Source organism: Erwinia sp. Leaf53 (assembly GCF_001422605.1).
Taxonomy (GTDB): Bacteria; Pseudomonadota; Gammaproteobacteria; order Enterobacterales; family Enterobacteriaceae; genus Erwinia.
In genome coordinates, this window is record NZ_LMLK01000023.1 from 123,369 (window position 1) to 145,310 (window position 21,942).

The following is a 21,942-nucleotide window of genomic DNA, read 5'->3' on the forward strand; positions in this document are numbered from 1 at the left end:
ATCAACTCGCAACCAGAGTAGCGTCGCAGCGCGGGAAGGTTTCTCCACGCTGCGACGCCCGGCCGGCTTAGCGCTTCAGCGCCTCGCTCAGTTCGTCACGCATAGCGGCGAGCAGGGATTTCACCACGCGCGGGTTACCGGCGACGATGTTACCGGAATGCATATAACCGTGTGCACCAACGAAGTCGGTCACCAGGCCGCCGGCTTCACGCACCAGCAGTTCACCTGCCGCGAAATCCCACGGCTTCAGGCCGATTTCAAAGTAACCATCGACGCGGCCGGCGGCCACATAGGCCAGATCCAGCGCGGCAGAGCCGGTGCGGCGGAAGTCCGCGCACTGGGTGAACAGTTTACCGACGATGTTGATGTACGGTGTGGCGTGCTGCTTCAGTTTGAACGGGAAGCCGGTGGCCAGAATGGTGCCATCCAGGTCGCGGGCGGTGCCGCCGCGCAGACGGTAGCCGTTCAGCTGTGCACCCTGGCCGCGTACGGCGCTGTACAGTTCATTACGCATTGGATCGTAAACCACCGCCACTTCGGTGCGGCCTTTGATGCGCACGGCGATAGAAACAGAGAAGTGAGGCAGGCGTTTGATGAAGTTGGTGGTGCCATCCAGAGGGTCGATAATCCACTGCACATCCTGGTCTTCACCGGCTAACTCACCACTCTCTTCGGTAATGATGGTGTGTTTTGGGTATGACTTGCGAATCACCTCAATAATCTGGCGTTCGGCTTCGCGATCAACATTAGTAACAAAGTCGTTGCTGCCTTTCTGGCTGGCTTCGACTGCGTCCGGGGTTTCATAGTTCTTGGCAATTACGTTACCGGCCTTGCGCGCAGCGCGCACGGCGATGTTGAGCATCGGATGCATGTATCGTCTCACTGGATGTTAAAGAACATTTTGACCGGCACATCTGGTGCTGCCACTGCGTTGGCTGCGTTTACTCACCCGAGTCGCTTACTGGAGTAAGCTCACGGGATTCGCGCTCTTGCCGCCTTGTTGCAGCATCAGCTGTTTGGTCAAAATTTGCGATTTGATTATAAAGCGGCGCGTAGTATAGCAGGACAAAAAAGAAAAAGTCCCGCAAATATGTTAGCATCGCCAAATTATTCCTCAACCTGACTCTCTCATGCTGCAAAATATCCGAATCGTACTGGTAGAAACCTCCCACACCGGCAACATGGGTTCCGTCGCGCGCGCGATGAAAACCATGGGCTTAACCAACCTTTACCTCGTCAACCCGCTGGTGAAACCGGACTCGCAGGCGATCGCGCTGGCCGCCGGTGCCAGCGACGTGATCGGCGATGCGAAAATTGTCGAAACGCTGGATGACGCCATCGCCGGCTGTTCGCTGGTGGTCGGCACCAGCGCCCGCTCGCGTTCGCTGCCGTGGCCGATGCTCGACCCGCGCGAATGCGGACTGAAAAGCGTGGCAGAGGGGCAGCAGGCGCCGGTGGCGCTGGTGTTTGGCCGCGAACGTACCGGGCTGACCAACGACGAACTGCAGAAGTGCCACTACCACGTAGCGATCGCCGCTAACCCGGAGTACAGCTCGCTGAACCTGGCAATGGCGGTGCAGATTATCGCCTATGAAGTGCGCATGGCGTGGCTGCAGGCGCAGGAAGGCGAGCAGGTGGCGGCGGCAGAAGAATCCCCGTACCCGCTGGTTGATGACCTGGAGCGTTTCTACCAGCATATGGAGAAGATGATGCTGGCCAGCGGCTTTATCCGCGAAAACGCGCCCGGCCAGGTAATGAGCAAAATGCGTCGCCTGTTTACCCGCGCGCGTCCGGAGCGTGACGAGCTGGCGATTCTGCGCGGCATGCTCTCCTCGCTGGAAAAACGCCAGGGCGAGTAGGGGTATCGAGCCTAAAAACGGCGGATAATAGTTGAGTGGATTACCAGGTTAAATAGTTGAGTGTTTTAGTCAGATAAATACTTGACTGTTTTACTCGGGAATGTAAAACTTCGACCATCTTTTGAGAACATCCCTACCGGATTACCACTGAGGTTGATACACCATGAGACTGACATCCAAAGGCCGTTACGCTGTTACCGCTATGCTTGATGTTGCACTGCACTCTCACCAGGGGCCGGTGCCGTTAGCGGATATCTCAGAGCGTCAGGGTATCTCCCTCTCTTACCTGGAGCAGCTGTTCTCCCGCCTGCGTAAGAACGGTCTGGTGGCCAGCGTTCGTGGTCCGGGCGGTGGTTATCTGCTGGGTAAAGACTCTGACGCGATTGCGGTCGGCGCGGTAATCACCGCCGTTGATGAATCGGTTGACGCCACCAAGTGCCAGGGTAAAGAAGGCTGCCAGGGCGGCGAAAAGTGCCTGACCCACGTGCTGTGGCGCGATCTGAGCGAGCGCATCAGCGACTTCCTCAACAACATTACGCTGGCTGAGCTGGTTAACAACCAGGAGATCCTGGAAGTGGCCGACCGTCAGAACAGCAACGAAATCCGTCGCGTGCCAAACGGCCGCATTCAGGATACGATTGATATTCGCCTGCGCGCCTGATCGCAGTCCGGGCGGGGTGCTCCCGCCCCCGGAATGACCCTTTACCGCTGACACTTTGGCCCGCTGGCCGGGGTGATAACGGTGAAGGGTTTTGGTTTTTACCGCCAGGTAAGCCACGCCGGGGTTCAGCCGCTGAACCGGTCACCGACTTCGCCGTGCAGGTATGAACCCATGTACGGAGCTTTCCCGCAATGAAATTACCGATCTACCTCGATTACTCCGCCACTACCCCGGCCGATCCGCGCGTTGCCGCAAAAATGATGCAGTGCCTGACCCAGGACGGGACTTTTGGTAACCCGGCCTCGCGCTCGCACCGTTACGGCTGGCAGGCGGAAGAGGCGGTGGACGTGGCGCGTAACCAGGTTGCTGAACTGGTGGGAGCCGATCCGCGCGAAATCGTTTTTACCTCCGGTGCCACCGAAGCCAATAACCTGGCGATCAAGGGCGCAGCCACCGCCAATCCTGAGAAAGGCCGCCACATCGTTACCTGTACCACCGAGCACAAGGCGGTGCTGGACACCTGCGCGCAGCTGGAGCAGCAGGGGTTCAGCGTCACTTATCTGAACCCAAACGCCAGCGGCCTGCTGATGCTGGAGCAGGTTAAAGACGCGCTGCGCGACGACACCGTGCTGGTGTCGATCATGCACGTCAACAACGAAATCGGCGTGGTGCAGGATATTGCCGCTATCGGTGAGATGTGCCGTGCCCGCGGCATCCTGTTCCACGTCGATGCCACCCAGAGCGTCGGCAAGCTGCCTGTCGACCTCGGCGCACTGCCGGTCGATTTGATGTCCTTCTCGGCGCACAAGCTGTATGGCCCGAAAGGCATCGGTGCACTTTACGTCAGCCGTAAACCGCGGGTGCTGCTGGACGCGCAGATCCACGGCGGTGGCCACGAGCGCGGTATGCGCTCCGGTACCCTGCCGGTGCACCAGATCGTCGGTATGGGCGAAGCATACCGTATTGCCCGCGAAGAGATGCAGGTAGAAATGGCGCGGCTGGGCACGCTGCGCAGCCGCCTGTGGCAGGGGCTGAGCCAGCTCGACCAGGTATTTGTCAACGGCCAGCTGGAGGGCGGATCGCCGGCCATTCTCAACGTCAGCTTCGGCTACGTCGACGGTGAGTCGCTGATTATGATGCTGAAGGATCTGGCGGTCTCGACCGGATCGGCCTGCACCTCGGCCAGCATGGAGCCCTCTTACGTGCTGCGGGCGATCGGCCTCAGCGACGCGCTGGCGCACAGCTCGATCCGCTTCTCCCTTGGGCGTTTCACGACTGAAGAAGAGATCGACTACAGCATTGCGCTGGTGTGTAAATCAGTCTCCCGACTGCGGGAGCTGTCAGCGGAATGGCAGGCGTTTCAGGCCGAACGGCAGCGCGCCCCGACCCTGTAACGGCGGTTGACCCCAACGGGCGGCAAATATGCCGCTCGTTTTTTTACGGTGAAAGCGGCTGAACGCATCCACCGAAAACATTCCCCGCCATTTTCTGATAGTCTGATGTAAAACAACAAACAACTGATGTGAACCGTCGGCCCTGAACAGCGCCGGCGCGCACGATAAAACCGATCAAGGAGCCTGTGATGACCACCCCTGTGATGACCCTTACCCTGTCCACGGCCAAGGCCGACCCGCGCTGGGGCGAAAAAGCGATCCTCAGCAGCAACGACAGCGGGATCACCCTTCATACCCACGGCGGCGACGTGCTGGGCACTATCCAGCGCGCGGCGCGTAAAATCGACGGCCAGGGCATCCGCCACGTCAGCCTGAGCGGCGACGGCTGGGATCTGGAGAGCTGCTGGGCCTTCTGGCAGGGCTTCCGTGGCCCGAAGGGCGAACGTCAGGTGACGTGGCCGACGCTGGCCGACGCCGACCGTCAGGAGCTGGAGCAGCGCCTGAAAATTATCGACTGGGTGCGCGACACCATCAACCTGCCGGCCGAAGAGCTCGGGCCGGAGCAGCTGGCGACCCGCGCGGTCGATCTGCTGTGCGAGGTGGCCTGTGATGACGTTAACTACCGCATCATCAAGGGTGACGATCTGCGCCACCAGAGCTACAGCGGCCTGCACACCGTCGGCCGCGGCTCAACCCGCAGCCCGGTGCTGCTGACCCTGGACTACAATCCAGGCGGCAACGACGACGCGCCGGTTTACGCCTGCCTGGTCGGCAAAGGCATCACCTTTGATACCGGCGGCTACAGCCTGAAGCAGAGCGGCTTTATGGACTCGATGAAGTCCGATATGGGCGGGGCCGCCACCCTGACCGGCGCGCTGGCGCTGGCGATCGTCCGCGGCCTTAACAAGCGCGTGAAGCTGATCCTGTGCTGCGCCGACAATATGGTCAGCGGTAATGCCTTCCGCCTTGGCGACATCATTCGCTATCGCAACGGCAAAAGCGTCGAAGTGATGAACACCGACGCCGAAGGGCGGCTGGTGCTGGCCGATGGCCTGATCGACGCCAGCGCCTTAAAGCCGGAGCTGATTATTGACGCGGCGACCCTGACCGGCGCGGCGAAAACCGCGCTGGGCAACGACTACCACGCGCTGTTCAGCTTTGACGACGCGCTGGCGCAACAGCTGCTGACCGCCGCCGCCGCTGAAAACGAAGCCTTCTGGCGCCTGCCGCTGGCCGAATTCCACCGCAGCCACCTGCCGTCTAATTTCGCCGACCTGAACAACATCGCCAGCCCGGCGCACTCGGCCGGTGCCAGCACCGCTGCCGCCTTCCTGTCGCATTTCGTCAGCGACTACAAGAAAGGCTGGCTGCACATCGACTGTTCGGCCACCTACCGCAAAGGCGCGGTGGACCAGTGGGCGGCCGGCGCCACCGGTTTAGGCGTGCGCACCGTGGCTAACCTGCTGCTGGCGAAGGCGTAATTATCCGTGGAAATTAACCAACTCAATACCCGCCTGGAAGAGGTGTTAACGCTGGCGGCCACCGAGCCGGCGCACCGCCCGGAGTTTTTTGCGCTGCTGTTAGAGGCTAGCGCGATCGTGCCGGGCGAGAGCATCAGCGAGCAGCATGGCAACGAACCGGCGCAGGTCGACCTGCTGCACTGGGAAAAAGAGGACGGCAGCCGCATCATTCCGTTCTTCACCTCGCCACAGGCGATGGAGCAGGCGATCGAAGGCGAACAGGCTTATCTGGTGATGCCGGTGCGCCAGCTGTTTGAGATGACCCTCGGCCAGGCGCTGTTCCTCAACCCGAAGCTGCCGAGCGGCAAGGAGTTCTCCGCGCGTGAAATCGCCCACCTGCTGGGCGAAGAGGGCAACGCGCTGAGTGAGAAAACGGTGCTGGAGGGCGGCAGCGCGCTGCTGCTGTCTGAGATCGCCGAGCCGCCGGCGCAGATGGTTGACTCGCTGACCCAGCTGTTTGCCAAACACAAGTCGGTGCGCCGCGCTTATATGGCGCATATCAAAGAAGCCGCCGGTCAGCCCGCCAACCTGCTGATCGGCATTGAGGCCGACGGCGACGTTGAGGCGATCATCCAGGCCACCGGCAGCGTAGCGACGGATACGCTGCTGGAAGATGAGCCGGTGGATATCTGCCACGTGGTGGAGGGCGAAAAGGGCATCAGCCACTTCTTTATCGCCCATATCACTCCGTTCTACGAGCGCCGCTGGGGCAGCTTCATGCGCGACTTCAAGGTGAAGAATATCGACTAAGCGCGTGAGTTCGCGGAGAGTTGTCATGTAAAACCGGCTGCCGCCGGTTTTTTTGTTTTTATTCTGCCCGTTTTTTCCCCTCGCGTGACCTCTGTAGTGAGCTTTCAGACAATACACTCAGGGAAACCCGTTATGGCCATAAAAAACAAGGGCGGCGCGCGGCGCACGTCCCATTCAGCCAGCGCATCGCAACACCTCCGCTCATCCGCTAAAAAACGCGCGGCCGTCTGGCCTGGCATTGCCCTGACGGGCGTGCTGGCCTCGGCAATGGTGCCGGGTGCACTGGCCGCAGCGGCGGCCGCACAGCAGCCTGGCGCACGCGCTTACCAGATCCCCGCCGGTGAACTCGCGTCAGCGCTGCGCAGCGTCGCCAGCCAGGCCGGTGTGATGATCATTTTCACGCCGGGGCAGGCCGAAGGTAAAACGACCCCGGGCTTGCACGGCAACTACAGCGTTGACCAGGCGTTCAGTATCCTGCTGGCGGGCAGCGGGCTGCAGGCCGAAGCGACCGCCGGCGGTTACCGGCTGATCGGCGTTTCCCCGGCCACCGCCCCGGCAGACGCGGTGATGGCCATTCCGGAGCTGTCGGTGGTGGCCGGCCTGTCCGACAGCACCGCCGCCGGGCGTTCCACGCTCGATCAGCAGGATATCGACCGCGTGCAGGCCGACAACGTCGCCGCGCTGCTCGACAAACTGCCGGGCGTTTCGATGGCCGGTTCGCCGCGCCCGGGCGGGCAGAGCCTGAATATCTGGGGCATGGGCGATATGGAGGACGTCAGGGTGGTGCTGGACGGCGCGCCAAAGGGCTTCGAAAAGTATCGCCAGGGCTCGGTGTTTATCGAACCGGAGCTGTTAAAGCGCGTCAGCGTTGATAAGGGCCCGCACAATATTCAGAACGGCAACGGCGGTTTTGGCGGCACCATCACCATGGAAACCAAAGACGCGGGCGATATGCTGCGGCCGGGGGAAGATCTTGGTGGCCTGGTGAAGTACAGCTACCACACCAACGATCGCCAGGGCATTTACAGCGGCGCGCTGTATGGCCGCACGGAAGAGGGGTTTGCCGACGGGCTGATCTACGCCAGCAGGCGTGACGGCGGCAGCATTAAGCGCCCGGACGGCACGCGCTTTGCTTATTCCAGCAGCGATCAGGCCTCATACCTGCTCAAGACCAACCTCTACCTGACCGACTCGCAGACCTTAACCCTGTCTGCGATGCGTTCAGAATCGGACGGCTGGCAGCCGTTTGCCGCCAAGCGTGATGATATCGCCGCGCCGAGTCAGGCCAATATTGACCGCTACGGCTACGACGAAGCCTGGCGGCGAATTCTGGTCTACCGCGACCAGAAAGACAGCAACTACACGGCAAAATGGAACCTGATGCCGGAATCGCAGCCGCTGGTCAACCTGACCATTGCGCTGGCGTATTCGAAAACCGAGCAGCACGATAAGCGGCCGGACTCCGCCTCGCAGTCGAGCTATCTCGGCACCCTGGGTAACGAGAGCTGGGTCAGTTATACCGATCGTCAGCTGGATATCAGTAATGAAAGCCTGTTCAGCAGCGGCCCGCTGGAACACAAATTGCTGCTGGGCGCACAGGTGCACAAACACCACCGCGATACGCTGATGTACTACCCGACCGGAGCCGGTAACGCCAGCTACAACTACGGGTACTTCCAGCCGTACTATATGCCGGCCGGCGAACAGGAGACCCGCAGCGTTTACCTGCAGGATGCGGTGAGCTGGGGTGACCTGACCATTACCCCGGGTGTCCGCTACGACCACGTCACCAATACCGGTCGGCCGAACTCTGCACCACGCTACAACGACAGCGCGCCACTGGCAGGGCATGACTACAGCAGCGTCACCTATACCGGCTGGTCGCCGCACCTCGGCGCCATCTGGAAAGCGACGAAGAATGTCTCGCTGTTTGCTGACCTCAGCCGCACCTGGCGCGCGCCGGTGATTGACGAGCAGTATGAGGTGCAGTCCGCCGCGTCCAGCGTGCCGGGCACCAGCCGTAACCTGCAGGTGGAGCGCATCGACGGCGTCCGGCTGGGGGCGGTGCTGGACTTTAACGACGTACTGACCCAACAGGACAGCCTGCAGATCCGCACCACGCTGTTCCGCAATCGCGGCAAGAACGAAATTTTCTATCGCCGTGGCGTGCTGTGTGGCGAGGCCAGCCAGGGCGGCAGCTGCGGGCAGCCGCTCTCCAACTACCGCAACCTGCCGGGTTACACGATTGAAGGGGTTGAGATCGAGTCGTTCTACGACAGCGAGCGGGCGTTTGGCAGCCTGTCGTTCTCCTCCATTCGCGGCAAGCGCGATGCGTCACCGCGTGACCCCTGGGCTAATGAAACCTGGATCGCCGAGATCCCACCGACCACCGCCCACGCGATGCTGGGGATGAAGGTGCCGCAGGCGAATCTGGCCTTCGGCATGACCGCCGACTTTGTGCGTAAACAGGACCGCTCGCCGGCAGACGGCGATCCGATGGCGTCAGTCTGGGCGCTGCCTAAAACGTCCGGCTATGCGCTGTACGGGCTGTTTGCCTCCTAGGAGCCGAACTTCTGGAAAGGTCTGGAAGCCAGAGTCACCGTCGATAACCTGACTAATCACGACTACTACCCGTATCTCGGTGAGTCGGTCTCCGGCGTTGGGCGTAACTTCAAGTTCAGCGTCAGCCAGCGTTTCTGACGCCATCCTGAACAGGGGCCGACTGGCCTCGAACCGCCGCCGGTTACCACAGCGTGACCGGCGGCGTAACGTCACTCCTTTCTGCCCTGAGCCACAATCCGAACCCGAATCTGCATTTTATCTCCCCCAGTCAATCGTCTTCCGGCGCAGCAATCTGCGTTAAAACCCAGCAACTGCTTGACCCTGAGTAACAGTTTCTAAATAATAATGATTGTTATTTTCACTCTCATTAAGACCAGGTGTTTCCCGATGGCGAGCAAAGAGATCGCGACCTCTCACGGTTTTGCCCAACAGCTTTATATGGAGCATCACGGCTGGCTGTGCCACTGGCTACGTCAGAAGGTCAGCTGTGCGCATCATGCTGAAGATCTGGCGCAGGACACCTTTATCAGCATTCTGGTCAGCCCGCAGCTGCTGGCGATTCGGGAACCCCGACCGTTTTTAGCCACCGTGGCGCGGCGGCTGGTGGCCAACTTCTACCGGCGTAAAAAAATCGAGGAGAGTTACCTGCAGGCGCTCAGCGAGCTGCCGGAGGCCAGCGTACCCTCGCCGGAAGTGCGCCAGCAGACGATTGAGATGCTGGAACAGCTGGACCAGGCGCTGGACGGCCTGCCTGCCCATGTCCGCGAAGCCTTCCTGCTGGCGCACCTGCAGGGGATGCGTTACGGCGATATTGCCGAGCGCCTGCGGGTATCAGCCAGCTCGGTAAAACAGTATCTGCAGCGAGCCAACCTGCACTGCTTCTTTGCGCTGTCAGCATGATCGGTTCCCGTACGCCGTCAGCCGCTGCGGATATCGATCCGCAAAGCGCCCGCGAAGCCGTCGGCTGGCTGACCCAACTGATGTCTGAGGATGCGACTGCCGAAGACAACGTCCACTGGCAGAGCTGGCTGCAGGCCAGCGAACAAAACCAGCGTGCCTGGCAGCACATCGCCACCTTCTCATCGCGTTTTTCACTGCTGAACGGCAGCGCGGCGCAGCGCAGCCTGTCACATCTGCCCGATCGCGGGCGGCGGCGGTTGCTGCGCAGCCTGGCTGGTTTGGGCGTGGTGGGTGCCTGCGGCATCGGTGCCGGGGCGCTCCCCTGGCGACCGTGGCTGGCCGATTACCGCACGGCGACCGGTGAACAGCGTCAGATAATGCTGGATGACGGCACGCGGCTGCTGCTCAATACACAAACGGCGGTCAGCGTTATGCCGCAACGGCTGACCCTGCTGAGCGGAGAGATGATGGTTACCACCGCGCCGGAGAGCCCGCCGCCAGGGCTGGTGCTGCCGCAGGGTGAACTGGTGGCGCAGGGGCGGTTCAGCGTGCGGTTATGGGATGCCTTCAGCGATATCGCGGTATACCACGGTAAGGTAAACGTTCACTCACCGGCCAGTGCGCAGAGCATTTTGATCCGGGCGGGCTATGGCGGACGGCTTGGCGCGGCGGGTTACGGCGGCGAGCACCGGGTGAGCGCGGAGCCGGGCTGGCAGCAGGGAATGATTCTGGCGGACAATATGCGGCTGGATGATTTTCTCGCCGAAGTGGGGCGCTACCGGCACGGCATTATTCGTTGTGATTCGCGGGTCGCCGGGCTGCGCCTGTCGGGGGCGTTTCCGCTAAACGATACCGGGGCGATTATCGCCTCGCTGCCGGGAACCCTGCCGGTGCGGATCGCCTCCGTATCGCCGTACCTGATCATGATTTCATAGTCGCTTCACTGCCCGGCACTTTACCGGTGCAGATCGATATCCTGTCGACATACTTGATCAGCGTTTCGTAACCGCCTGATGCCGGCCTGCGGAAATGATGGCCGCGATGGCATCCGCTCCGGTTCAGTACCTTTCTCTCAGTCTGGTATGAAACTCTGCACAGAGGGTTCGACGGGTTTTAGCCTGGCGATTAATTCCGGACCAATGAGTTTATGACACGTATTCTTCTGTAATCTGCCTTCCGACTACCCGATTCCGCGCCGGTGGGTGACCTCTCAGTAATTCCCCGATATTTATCAGGCTTATCGGGCACCTCTTATCGCTATTCCGGGTAACGCTGTTTATGTCAAACCACCTCGTCCTGCCTGCCGTCCTCTTCCCTGCACCCCGGCAAAGATGCCGTCTGGTCACCGCCAGCCTGCTGACGCTGGCGTTGCACGGCGCGCTGCTGGCCTGGCTCTGCTACCGGGCGGCGGTGCCGCCGCCGCTGCCTGCCGCTCAGCCGATGGTGATGCTGGCGGTGGCAGAGCAGGCTGAATCCCTACCGGACAGTGAAAAGATGCCGGTCGGCGTGCGTCAATGGCAGGCGGTGGCGCAGACTCAGGCCACGCCGCCGCCGCAGGCCGCGCCAGAGCTGCCCGAGGCTGAACAGGGCACCGAACGGCTTGCCGCAGCTTCACCCCGGCCCGATAACCGGCCTCGGGTAAAACCCAGGCCGAAGCCAGAGCTAAAGCCGGTGCGGCAGCCGGGCCAGTCAGATAGCGCGCCTTCTCAGGCCAGCGCTGCGCCGGATACCAGCGCGCCGCCGCCGGTGGCGGGCAAAAGGGTCGCTGCACCGCATAATCAGGCCGCGCCGCAGCCGAGCCGTAATACCTCCGCATGGAGCGGCGCGCTGCTGGCACACCTCAGCCGCTTTAAGCGCTATCCGGGTATCGCATTACGTCAGAAACGAGAAGGCGTGGCGCAGATAAGTATCACCCTCAACCGCCAGGGCAGCGTGCTGAAGGTAAAGCTGCTGAATTCCAGCGGCGTAAGCGCGCTGGATAAAGAAGCCAGCGAACTGCCGCTGCGCGCCTCACCGGTGCCCGCGCCACCCGCAGAGATGGCGACAGGGCAGGAGACGTTCAGCATCACGCTGCCGGTGAGGTTTGATTTACGCGAGGTGCGGGGGTGAAAAGGTGAGAAGTTATCCCGATGCCGTTTACAGCATTTTCTACGCCTTTGCCTCACCCACGCTGTCATTCACAATCGGCAAATCATTGCGGCTGCCCCATTCGCCCCAGGAGCCGTCATACAGGGTAACGTTGCTTACGCCGAGGCTGGTCAGCGCGAGGACCACCACCACGCCGGTCACGCCGGAACCGCAGCTGGCGATCACCGGCCGGGAGAGATCGACGCCCTGCTGGCTGAAAATCGTTTTCAGTTCGTCGGCCGGTTTCAGCGCGCCGTCGGCAACCAGCGTATTCCACGGCACGTTAAGGCTGCCCGGAATGCGGCCACGGTGCAGGCCAGGTCGCGGCTCGTCCACCTCGCCGTGGAAGCGGTTAGCGGCGCGGGCGTCAACGATCTGCGCGCCGCCCTCATGGCTGACCAGCAGCACCTCGGTAACGCGGCTGATCACCGCCGGGTCCGGCTGACGCGCTTCGAACTCGCCGTCGGCCAGGCTGACCGCACCGCTGGCCAGCGGTTTACCTGCGGCTTTCCAGCCCGCCAGGCCACCGGCCAGGATCGATACCTGCCCGGCACCAAAGTTGCTCAGCATCCACCACGCGCGCGGCGCGGAGAACAGGTTGCCTTCGTCATACACCACCAGGTGTTTGTCGGCGCTGACGCCCAGCTCGCGCATTGCCACCGCGAAGGTTTCCGCGCGCGGCATCATATGCGGGTAAGGGCTGGTATGGTCGCTGAGCGCTTCAATATCAAAGAAGGGTGCACCCGGCAGGTGAGCGGCCAGGTATTCTGCCTGGATATCCCGGGTCTTTTCCTGGCCGGGCGGCAGCATTCGCGCGTCAATCACCTGCAGGTTGTCATCGGTAAGATGCTCCGCCAGCCAGTCGGCGGTAACAAAAAGGGCAGAAGGGGTCATAGCAGCCTCGTCATTCGCATAGTAGGGCTGAGTGTCAGCGATTTTGTGAGCGGGTACAAGACTAAATGCGCCGTTTGCTGCACCGGTTGCGAAACCGCTGGCAAATTGCCCCCTGCAAGTGATAGATAAACAGCCGCCGAGCGTTTACTATTTTAAGACGTTTGTAACAGCGTGTTTCGCCACGCCCCCTGATGGACAAAAGGAACCTGCCGATGGATGTGCTTAAACTGTTTCTGCGCCTGCCTTTTATGCTGATTTTTGCGCTGTGGCGCCTGCTGAGCGGACTGCTGCGCGGTCTTGCCTGGCTGCTGCGGCCGCTGTTCGGTGAAGTTAACTGGCGTGCGCCGCGCTGGGGCAGCGCGCTGGGGGCAGGGCTACGGCGCATGGAGCGCGGAACAGCCCGGCATCCGAAAAAGGTGGCGGGTGGCCTGCTGTTACTCTGCGTGGCGGCGGTGGCTGGCGTTTACGGCTGGCACGCGTGGCAGAACCGGCCGCAACCGATCGAGGTTGCACCGCTGGCGGTTGAGAACAGCCGCGCGGACGTCATTAATCCGCCGCCGGTCGATTACAGCGAGGCGAAACCGGCGCTGCAGACCTTAACGCTGCGCTTTAACCGCTCGGTCGCGCCGGTCACCCAAGTGGGTAAAGCCGTACAGCAGGGCGTCAGCCTGAAGCCTTCGCTTGCGGGCGAGTGGCAGTGGCAGAGCGCCAACACGCTGCTGTTTACGCCAAAGCAGCCGCTGCCGCTGGGAGCGGAGTATGCGGTTACCCTGCAGCCGGAGGTATTGCTGGCACCCCAGATTCGCCTGCAGCAGACGAAATACACCTTCCGGGTGCCGGCCTTTGACTGGCAGATCGCCTCCGGCGAGTACTACCAGAACCCCGAGCAGAGCAGCCAGCACAGCGCCATCTTTAACCTGCGCTTCAGCGCCCCGGCCGACGTGCAGGGCGTGGAGAAGCAGCTGACGCTCGGGCTGGCCAGCGCCAAAGGCCAGGCCGAAAAGCCGCTTAAATTTACCCTGAACTGGGATGAGAAAAAGCTGAACGCCTGGGTGCGTTCGGAACCGCTACAGCCGATGGATCACGGCGGCGTGGTGCATCTGCAGGTCGGCAAGGGGCTGAAATCATCCCACCCCGGCAACGTGGCGGATCGTAAGGCGGAAGCCTGGGTGACGGTACCGAATCTCTACAGCCTGGGCGTCAGCGACGTGGCCGCCGAAGTGGTGGATAAGCCCGGCAGCCAGAGCGAGCACGCGCTGGTGATCGGCTTCAGCGATGCCGTGCGCGATAAAGAGCTGGGCCGGTCGGTGCAGGCGTGGCTGCTGCCGCAGTACGATCCGCGCCAGCCGAAGCAGGCGGAACAGGAACCGGCTGCCTGGGATCTCGATAACCTCGACCAGGCGGTGCTGGACCGCGCCGAGCCGCTGGCGCTGACGCAGAACGAAGCCGAAGAGAGCTGGCAGCCGCAGTTCAGCTTCAAATTCAGCGCTCCGGTGCAGCGCTATATGCTGGTGGAAATTAACCCGGCGCTGACCTCCTCCGGCGGTTATAAAATGGCCGAGAAGGTCTGGCGGGTGGTGCAGGTGCCGGACTATCCGCAGCTGCTGCAGTTTGCCGCCGAGGGGGCGCTGCTGTCGGTCAACGGTGATAAGCGCATCAGCGTGGCGGCGCGAAACGTGCCGGGGCTGCGGGTGGATATTCGCCGGGTGATCCCGAGCCAGTTGCAGCATATCGTCTCTTTCAAAAGCGGTGAGTTTGCCTCCACTGAGTTTAACCGCCTTAACGACGAGTACTTTACCGAGCGTTTCCGTTATCAGACGGCGATCGCCAATGCCCGGCCGGGCCAGGTGAGCTATCAGGGCGTCGATCTCGGGCGTTACCTCTCCACCAACGCCGACTCCCATCGCGGCATCTTCCTGCTGACCCTGTCGCCGTGGACCCCGGGGCAGAAAGAGGACGCGCCGCAGAGCGACGAGTATCAGGACGAGCAGAGCGACGCGCCGCCGGCGGGGGACTCGCGCTTTGTGGTGGTCACCGACCTGGGGATTATCGCTAAACGCTCCCAGGACCAGACGCGCGACCTGTTTGTGCAGTCAATCGCCAGCGGGCAGCCGGTGGACGGGGCGACGGTGACGGTGATCGCGAAAAACGGCGAGCCGCTGCTGCAACGGCAGACCGGCAGCGACGGCCACGTCAGCTTCCCGTCGCTGGAGGTCTATAACAACGAGCGCCAGCCGGTGATGTTCCTCGTGGAAAAAGCCGGTGACGTCTCCTTCCTGCCGACCAGCAGCAACAGCGATCGCGGCCTCGACTTCTCGCGCTTTGACGTCTGGGGCGACGCCACGCCGCAGGACACCCGCACGCTCAGCAGCTACCTGTTCTCCGATCGCGGCGTCTATCGCCCCGGCGACACCTTTAATATCGGGCTGATCACCCGCGCCGCCGACTGGGTGGTGCCGGTCACCGGCATTCCGGTGCGGGCCGAAATCCACGACCCGCGGGATAAACTGATGCGCACCGTGCCGCTGACGCTCAGCGCCAGCGGCTTTAACGAGCTGAGTTTTACCACCGAAGAGAGCTCGCCGACCGGCGAGTGGACGGTGTACCTCTACCTGCCGGGCAAGGACGAAGACGGCATCCGACTGCTCGGCAGCGTGGCGGTAAACGTGAAAGAGTTTGAGCCGGACCAGCTGAAGGTGAAGCTGACGCTGACCCCGGATCACCAGCAGGGCTGGGTGAAGCCGGATCAGTTGCAGGCCAGCATCGACGTGCAGAACCTGTTTGGCACCCCGGCGCAGGGGCGGCGGGTGACCTCAAAACTGACGCTGCGCCCGGTGTGGCCGGCCTTTGACCGCTACCCGGATTTCGCCTTCTACGAAGCCCGTTCCGCCAGCGACGGCTACGACACCGAACTGGAAGAGAGTACCACCGGCGATGACGGCCGTACGGCGATCGGGCTGGATCTCAGCGGCTTCGGCCAGTCAACGTACCAGCTGCAGCTGCTGTCAGAGGCGTTTGTCGCCGGCGGCGGGCGCTCGGTGGCGGCGACCGCCCGTACCCTGGTGTCGCCGTATGATTACCTGATCGGCGCGAAGGCCGACGGCGACCTCGGTTATATTCATCAGAATGCGCAGCGTAACCTTGAGCTGATCGCCATTAATCCGTCGCTGGAGAAGATCGCGGTCAACGGGCTGACGCTGCGTCTGCTGCAGCAGAAATACCTGTCGGTGCTGACCCGCCAGGAGTCCGGCGTCTATAAGTATCAATCGAAGCTGAAGGAGATCCCGCTCTCTTCTGCGCCACTCGACCTCAGCGCCGCCGGCCATTCGCTGGCGCTGGCCACCGACCAGCCGGGCGACTTCGTGCTGGCGGTGGAGAACGCAAAGGGTGAGGTGCTGAACCGCATCGCTTACAGCGTGGCCGGGCAGGGCAATATCAGCCGTTCGCTGGACCGTAACGCCGAACTGAAGCTGAAGCTGGATCAGGCGGAGTATGCGCCGGGCGGTGAGATTGAGGTGGCGATCAACGCGCCTTATACCGGCAGCGGGCTGATCACCATCGAGAAAGATCGCGTTTACAGCTGGCAGTGGTTCCACTCCGATACCACCGCCTCGGTGCAGAAGATCCGCATCCCCGCCGGACTGGAGGGTAACGCCTATATCAACGTGCAGTTCGTGCGGGACATCAACTCCGACGAGATCTTTATGAGCCCGCTGAGCTACGGGGTGATGCCGTTTAAAATCAGCAACGCGCACCGGCAGAACCGCTTCACCCTCAGCAGCCAGGCGGTGATGAAGCCGGGTCAGGACCTGAAGATCGACGTTACCACCGAGGGGCCGCAGCAGGTGGCGGTGTTCGCGGTGGACGAGGGGATCCTGCAGGTGGCGCGCTACCGGCTGACCGATCCGCTGGACTACTTCTTCCGCAAGCGCGAGCTGAGCGTGGAGAGCTCGCAAATCCTCGATCTGATCCTGCCGTCGTTCAGCAAGCTGATGGCGCTGACCTCGGCACCGGGCGGCGACGGCGGCGAGGGTATGGACCTGCACCTCAACCCGTTTAAGCGCAAGCGCGATAAGCCGGTGGCCTACTGGTCGGGCATTACCGAGGTTAACGGGCAGCAGCAGTTCAGCTATCCGGTGCCGGACTACTTTAACGGCAAAATCCGCGTGATGGCGATCGCGGTGACCGCGGACAAAATTGGCAAAGCGCAGAGCGCCACCACGGTGCGTGATGACGTGATCCTGACGCCGAACGTGCCGGCGATGGTGGCACCGGGCGACGAGTTCGACGTCAGCGTCGGCGTCAGCAACAACCTTGACGGCCAGGGCGACCAGCCGCTGCCGATTCACGTGCAACTGACGCCACCGGCGCAGCTGAAGGTGGTCGGTGCGGCCGCGCAGACGCTCAGCCTGGCGGCTAAGCGGGAAGGGGTGGTGAACTTCCGCCTGAAGGTCAGCGGCGAGCCGGGGGATGCGCCGTTGCACTTTACCGCGACGTACGCTGACGGCAGCAGCAGCCAGCGCACCATCAGCACCTCGGTGCGCCCGGCGATGCCGTTCCGCACCCAGACGGTGATGGGGCGCATGAGCGGCAGCGAGCAGCAGGTCGGCAACCTGCGGCAGATGTTCAGCGCTTACGCACAGCGCGACGCGGCGGTGTCGCATTCGCCGCTGGTGCTGACCCGCGGGCTGGCCGGCTGGCTGGTAAACTACCCGTATTACTGTTCCGAACAGATCGTCAGCCAGTCAATCCCGCTGCTGCTGCAGAGCCTGCGCCCGGAGCTGCGCGGCGGGCCGCAGGCCGATAAGGTGCGTCAGCAGGTGAAAAGCGTAATGGACGTGCTGCGCGCGCGGCAGAACGCCGACGGCGCGATCGGCCTGTGGATGGCCTCGCCGCAGGCCGACCCGTTCGTTACGCCGTACGTGGTGCAGTACCTGCTGGAGGCGAAAGCGGCCGGTTACGCGCTGCCAGCCGGCATGCTCGACGATGCCAACGCCGCGCTGCGGGTGATGGCGGCCGGCGGCGGTGAAGATCTCTATCAGCTGCGCCTGCGCAGCTGGGCGGTGTGGCTGCTGACCCGCCAGGGCGAGGTGACCACTAACGCGCTGGCGGCGGTGCAGCAGGCGCTGCAGCAGCGTTATCCTGAGCAGTGGCAGACCGACCTCAGCGCGCTCTACCTGGCGGCGTCGTGGAAGCTGCTGAAGTCCGATGACGAGGCGAATCGCCTGCTGCAGCCGAGCTGGCAGGCATTAAGCAGGGCGTGGGATAAGGGCTGGTGGAACAACAACTATTACGATCCACTGGTGCAGGACGCCACCCGACTGTACCTGATTACCCGCGCCTTCCCGGAAAAAGTGGCGGAGATCCCGCCACAGGTGCTGGAGAATATGCTGCAGGCGCTGCGCGAAGAGCGTTACACCACCTTCTCGGCGGCGATGAGCGTGCTGGCGCTGGAGAGCTACGCGCAGCAGGCGGGCGGCGCCGAGCGGCTGACCATTACCCAGCAGGCGGGCAACGGCCAGGCGGCAGCGCTGATCTCCTCGCTTAACGGCCAGTTTGCCCAGGGGACGTTCACTTCTGCGGCCACCTCACTGCAGTTCAGTAACCCGGACAAGGCCCCGGCCTGGTACGTGGTGACGCAGGCGGGTTATGACCTGCACGCGCCTGAGCAGGCGATCGCCAAAGGGCTGGAGATCGCCCGCGACTACACCGACGCCGACGGCAAGCCGGTGAGCCAGGTCACGGTCGGCCAGACGCTGAACGTGCACCTGAAGATCCGCGCCAACTCCCAGGCGGCGCTGAGCAACCTGGCGATCGTCGACCTGCTGCCGGGGGGCTTTGAGGTGGTGCAGCAGACGCCACCGGCGCCGGAAGGCGATGAGGAAGGCGGGGACGCCACCGGCGGCTGGCGGTCACCGCTGGCGGCAACCGGCTCGACCTGGGCCCCGGACTTCAGCGATATCCGTGAGGATCGGGTGATTATCTACGGCAGCGCCAGCAACGAGCTGCAGGAGTTTATCTACCAGATCAAGGCCACCAACAGCGGCAGCTTTGTCATCCCGCCGGCCTACGGTGAAGCGATGTATAACCGCGATATCCAGGCGCTGTCGGCGGGCCAGGGGCGGCTGGAGGTGGTAGCTGAAGCGCCGGCGAAAGCCGCACCGTGATGGCCGGTCAGAAGCCGGGTGTCCGCCTGCGGCTGGCGCAAAACGTGGCGATGGCGCTGCTGCTGGTGGCGGCACCGCTGGTGGCGTTCCGCCTGTGGCCGCATCCGCCGCTGGCCGCCGGGCTGCCGCAGTCGGTGGCGTGGCTCGACCGTAACGGTAGCCTGCTGCGCCTGCAGCTGGCCAGCGACGATCGCTACCGGCTGTGGACGCCACTGGAGGCGGTCTCGCCGCTGGCGGTGCGCGGGCTGCTGCTGCATGAAGACCGCTGGTTTTATTACCACCCGGGATTTAATCCGCTCAGCCTGGCGCGCGGTTTCTGGCGCAGCTACGTAGCCGGCGGCCGGATGCAGGGCGGCTCGACCATCACCATGCAGCTGGCGCGCATGCGCTGGCAGCTTAATACCCGCACCCCCGGCGGCAAGCTGCTGCAGGTGCTGCGCGCGCTGCAGCTGGAGCTGAGCTACTCAAAGCACGATATCCTGCAGGCCTACCTCAACTATGCCCCCTATGGCCGCAACATTGAGAGCATCGGCGCGGCCAGCCTGATTTACTTTAGTAAGCCACCCGCGCAGCTGACCCTGCCGGAAGCGCTGACGCTGGCGGTGCTGCCGCAGTCGCCGAGCCTGCGCATCAGCCCGCGGGTCGGCGAGCTTAACCCGCCGCTGCTGCAGGCGCGCAACCGGCTTTTTCAACGCTGGCAGCGGCGCTACCCTACCGACGCCGGGCAACGCGCCTTGTTTACCCTGCCGCTGGCGCTGCGTCAGCCGCAGCAGCTGCCGTTTATCGCCCCGCACTTTATCGAACAGCTGCAGGCCGCCGCGCAGCAGTCGGGTGGGGCGGGCGGGCAGTGGGTCAGCACCACGCTGGACGCCAGGATGCAGCAGCTGGTGGAACGCCAGGCGCGGGCGTTTATCCGCCGCAACCAGGGGCGCGGCATCCACAATACGGCGGTGCTGCTGGTGGACAGCCGCGATATGGCGGTGCGCGCGCTGGTCGGCTCGGCAGACTATGCTAACCGCGACATCCACGGCCAGGTCAACGGCACGCTGGCGAAGCGTTCGCCTGGCTCGGCGCTGAAGCCGTTTATCTTCGCGCTGGGCATTGAACAGGGGGTGCTGCACCCGCTGACGGTGCTGAAGGACGTACCCTCCGCGTTTGGCAGCTATGCGCCGGAAAACTTTGACCGTCGCTTCCTCGGCCCGGTCACCGCCACCGACGCGCTGAACTTCAGCCGCAATATTCCGGCGGTGTGGGTGGCCTCGCAGCTGCATCAGCCCGGTTTTTATCAGTTTTTGCAGCTGGCCGGTATCAGCGGCATGGCCAGCGAGAACCACTACGGGCTGTCGCTGGTGCTGGGCGGCGGGGAGGTCACCGCCCAGGAGCTGGCAAAACTGTATGCGATGCTGGCCAACCGCGGCGAGCTGCGGTCGCTGCGTTTCCGCGCTGACGATCCGCAGCCGGCCGCCGTGCGCCTGCTGAGCGAAGAGGCCAGCTTTATGACCCTGGACATGCTTCGCCAGCACCGCCGCCCCGGCGACACCCTGGCCCAGCGCCCGTCCACGCTGCCGGTCTACTGGAAAACCGGCACCTCGTGGGGCTTCCGTGATGCCTGGAGCGTGGGGATCTTCGGCCCGTACGTGCTGGTGGTGTGGCAGGGGAATTTTGCCGGCCAGGGCAACAGCGCTTTTATCGGCGCTGAGGCGGCCGCGCCGCTGTTTTTCAATATTATCGACAGCGTTAAGGCCAGCTATCCGGGGCTGAGCGAGCCGGGGCACCGCTTCCCGCCGCGGCTGAAGCGGGTGGAGGTCTGCCTGCCGAGCGGCAACCTGCCGACGCAGTGGTGCCAGCAGCGCGGGCAGAGCTGGTTTATTCCCGGCACCTCGCCGATTAAGGTCGATACGGTCTACCGCCCGCTGCAGATCGATAACCACAGCGGTGAGGTGGCCTGCCCGCCGTGGGACCCGCAGCAGACGCATACCCAGGTCTTTGAGTTCTGGCCCTCCGATCTCGCCCAGGTGTTTGCGCTGGCGGGATTGCCGAAGAGGCCGCCGCCGCAGGCGCAGTGCCAGCCGGGCGGCGTGGACGGTGCTGCACCACGCATTACCTCCCCGCTGAGAAACACCACCTACACCCTGCGCCAGTCGCGCCAGGGGCAGGAGAACATCAGCTTTGCGGCGGTGACCGACGCTGACAGCAGCACGGTGTACTGGTTTGTCGATGATATTTATCTCGGCAGCAGCGCCAGCCGCAAACCGCTGGACTGGCGGCCCACGCGTTCGGGTCAGTACCGCATCCGCGCCGTTGACGACCGCGGCCGCGCCGACAGCCGTCCGATCGCTGTGATGCTGGTCAACTAATTCAGCGCAGGAAAAGGGTGCCGGTTCTGGTCATCCGTCGGCGGCCTGCGTAAAATAGCCGCAGTTGGGGCAAAAAAGCCGCGATGTCGATCGGGTTTTTCAACAAATCACCGGATTGCCCATAGGCATCAGGGCAGATGCCCCCTATAATCTGCGGCCTTTTCATGGCCGGACACTTTTTACGGCTACATTCATCAGATTGACAGGGGTCAACATGACTATTGAACGTACTTTTTCCATCGTAAAACCAAACGCAGTGGCAAAAAACGTCATCGGTGCCATCTTCAACCGTTTTGAAAGCGCTGGCTTCAAAATCGTTGGCAGCAAAATGCTGCAGCTGAGCAAAGAGCAGGCTGAAGGCTTCTACGCTGAGCACCAGGGCAAGCCATTCTTCGATGGTCTGGTTGAGTTCATGACCTCTGGTCCGGTAGTGGTTTCCGTGCTGGAAGGCGAAAACGCCGTACAGCGTCACCGCGACCTGATGGGCGCAACCAACCCGGCGAACGCGCTGGCCGGTACCCTGCGTGCTGACTACGCTGACAGCTTCACCGAGAACGCCACCCACGGTTCAGACTCTGCTGAATCTGCTGCCCGCGAAATCGCCTATTTCTTCGGCGAAGGCGAGATCTGCCCGCGCACCCGTTAATCCGGCTGCCCGGCGACCGGCGCGTTATTGACAAATAATTTCAGTAACGGCTTTAACCCTCCGGTCACCATGAGTATAATAATGCGCCCCTGATGAACTCGCTCG

General features: G+C 62.8%; 13 protein-coding genes and 1 pseudogene. 12 read left to right on the forward strand and 2 right to left on the reverse strand.

Annotated features, from left to right (window positions below):
* Positions 1 to 67: 67 nt before the first annotated feature.
* Entirely contained in the window at positions 68 to 871 is an 804-nt protein-coding gene (suhB, locus tag ASF13_RS16825) for an inositol-1-monophosphatase (protein ID WP_056238881.1), read from the reverse strand.
* Between the two features lie 259 nt (positions 872 to 1,130).
* Here suhB and trmJ point away from each other — a divergent pair, with 259 nt between their 5' ends.
* From trmJ to ASF13_RS16870, 9 genes and pseudogenes are all read left to right on the forward strand, one after another.
* Positions 1,131 to 1,859, forward strand: a complete 729-nt coding sequence (gene trmJ, locus ASF13_RS16830; RefSeq protein ID WP_056238883.1) for a tRNA (cytosine(32)/uridine(32)-2'-O)-methyltransferase TrmJ — start codon at positions 1,131 to 1,133, stop codon at positions 1,857 to 1,859.
* A 163-nt stretch (positions 1,860 to 2,022) separates the two neighbouring features.
* Positions 2,023 to 2,520 carry a Fe-S cluster assembly transcriptional regulator IscR gene (gene iscR, locus ASF13_RS16835; RefSeq protein WP_056238886.1) on the forward strand — a complete coding sequence of 166 codons (498 nt, stop codon included), beginning with the start codon at positions 2,023 to 2,025 and terminating at the stop codon, positions 2,518 to 2,520.
* A gap of 191 nt (positions 2,521 to 2,711) precedes the next feature.
* Positions 2,712 to 3,914: an IscS subfamily cysteine desulfurase gene (locus tag ASF13_RS16840; protein WP_056238891.1), complete on the forward strand. Its 1,203-nt coding sequence runs from the start codon at positions 2,712 to 2,714 to the stop codon at positions 3,912 to 3,914.
* A 188-nt stretch (positions 3,915 to 4,102) separates the two neighbouring features.
* Positions 4,103 to 5,395, forward strand: a complete 1,293-nt coding sequence (pepB, locus tag ASF13_RS16845) for an aminopeptidase PepB (RefSeq protein WP_056238894.1) — start codon at positions 4,103 to 4,105, stop codon at positions 5,393 to 5,395.
* A 12-nt stretch (positions 5,396 to 5,407) separates the two neighbouring features.
* The gene (sseB, locus tag ASF13_RS16850) at positions 5,408 to 6,184 is read left to right on the forward strand and encodes an enhanced serine sensitivity protein SseB (protein ID WP_056239700.1); all 777 of its coding nucleotides are present in this window, start codon (positions 5,408 to 5,410) and stop codon (positions 6,182 to 6,184) included.
* Between the two features lie 132 nt (positions 6,185 to 6,316).
* Positions 6,317 to 8,884 (forward strand): annotated as a pseudogene (locus tag ASF13_RS16855) (TonB-dependent hemoglobin/transferrin/lactoferrin family receptor).
* A 249-nt stretch (positions 8,885 to 9,133) separates the two neighbouring features.
* Positions 9,134 to 9,646 carry a sigma-70 family RNA polymerase sigma factor gene (locus tag ASF13_RS16860; protein ID WP_056238896.1) on the forward strand — a complete coding sequence of 171 codons (513 nt, stop codon included), beginning with the start codon at positions 9,134 to 9,136 and terminating at the stop codon, positions 9,644 to 9,646.
* Positions 9,643 to 10,581: a FecR domain-containing protein gene (locus ASF13_RS16865; protein ID WP_056238898.1), complete on the forward strand. Its 939-nt coding sequence runs from the start codon at positions 9,643 to 9,645 to the stop codon at positions 10,579 to 10,581. The genes ASF13_RS16860 and ASF13_RS16865 overlap by 4 nt, the downstream gene beginning before the upstream one ends.
* Before the next feature lie 343 nt (positions 10,582 to 10,924).
* Complete coding sequence (locus ASF13_RS16870; RefSeq protein WP_056238901.1) at positions 10,925 to 11,755, forward strand: energy transducer TonB; 831 nt, start codon at positions 10,925 to 10,927, stop codon at positions 11,753 to 11,755.
* Between the two features lie 39 nt (positions 11,756 to 11,794).
* Here the strand turns inward: ASF13_RS16870 and sseA are convergent, their stop codons facing one another.
* Complete coding sequence (sseA, locus tag ASF13_RS16875) at positions 11,795 to 12,667, reverse strand: 3-mercaptopyruvate sulfurtransferase (protein WP_056238903.1); 873 nt, start codon at positions 12,665 to 12,667, stop codon at positions 11,795 to 11,797.
* A gap of 212 nt (positions 12,668 to 12,879) precedes the next feature.
* Between sseA and ASF13_RS16880 the strand changes: the two genes are divergently transcribed.
* The 3 genes from ASF13_RS16880 (at position 12,880) to ndk (ending at position 21,837) form a co-directional block, all read left to right on the forward strand.
* Complete coding sequence (locus tag ASF13_RS16880) at positions 12,880 to 18,834, forward strand: alpha-2-macroglobulin (protein WP_056238907.1); 5,955 nt, start codon at positions 12,880 to 12,882, stop codon at positions 18,832 to 18,834.
* A complete protein-coding gene (pbpC, locus tag ASF13_RS16885) occupies positions 18,834 to 21,191 on the forward strand; it encodes a penicillin-binding protein 1C (protein WP_056238909.1) in 2,358 nt (785 codons plus the stop codon). The genes ASF13_RS16880 and pbpC overlap by 1 nt, the downstream gene beginning before the upstream one ends.
* A 214-nt stretch (positions 21,192 to 21,405) precedes the next feature.
* The gene (gene ndk / locus ASF13_RS16890) at positions 21,406 to 21,837 is read left to right on the forward strand and encodes a nucleoside-diphosphate kinase (protein ID WP_056238913.1); all 432 of its coding nucleotides are present in this window, start codon (positions 21,406 to 21,408) and stop codon (positions 21,835 to 21,837) included.
* Positions 21,838 to 21,942: the final 105 nt, after the last annotated feature.

Excerpts from the sequence above, each read along its gene's own strand:
- suhB (WP_056238881.1), bottom strand. The coding sequence starts at position 871 with ATGCATCCGATGCTCAACATCGCCGTGCGCGCTGCGCGCAAGGCCGGT.
- ASF13_RS16865 (WP_056238898.1), top strand. The coding sequence starts at position 9,643 with ATGATCGGTTCCCGTACGCCGTCAGCCGCTGCGGATATCGATCCGCAA.
- ASF13_RS16860 (WP_056238896.1), top strand. The coding sequence starts at position 9,134 with ATGGCGAGCAAAGAGATCGCGACCTCTCACGGTTTTGCCCAACAGCTT.
- iscR (WP_056238886.1), top strand. The coding sequence starts at position 2,023 with ATGAGACTGACATCCAAAGGCCGTTACGCTGTTACCGCTATGCTTGAT.
- ASF13_RS16840 (WP_056238891.1), top strand. The coding sequence starts at position 2,712 with ATGAAATTACCGATCTACCTCGATTACTCCGCCACTACCCCGGCCGAT.
- ASF13_RS16870 (WP_056238901.1), top strand. The coding sequence starts at position 10,925 with ATGTCAAACCACCTCGTCCTGCCTGCCGTCCTCTTCCCTGCACCCCGG.
- sseA (WP_056238903.1), bottom strand. The coding sequence starts at position 12,667 with ATGACCCCTTCTGCCCTTTTTGTTACCGCCGACTGGCTGGCGGAGCAT.
- pbpC (WP_056238909.1), top strand. The coding sequence starts at position 18,834 with ATGGCCGGTCAGAAGCCGGGTGTCCGCCTGCGGCTGGCGCAAAACGTG.
- trmJ (WP_056238883.1), top strand. The coding sequence starts at position 1,131 with ATGCTGCAAAATATCCGAATCGTACTGGTAGAAACCTCCCACACCGGC.
- pepB (WP_056238894.1), top strand. The coding sequence starts at position 4,103 with ATGACCACCCCTGTGATGACCCTTACCCTGTCCACGGCCAAGGCCGAC.
- ASF13_RS16880 (WP_056238907.1), top strand. The coding sequence starts at position 12,880 with ATGGATGTGCTTAAACTGTTTCTGCGCCTGCCTTTTATGCTGATTTTT.
- ndk (WP_056238913.1), top strand. The coding sequence starts at position 21,406 with ATGACTATTGAACGTACTTTTTCCATCGTAAAACCAAACGCAGTGGCA.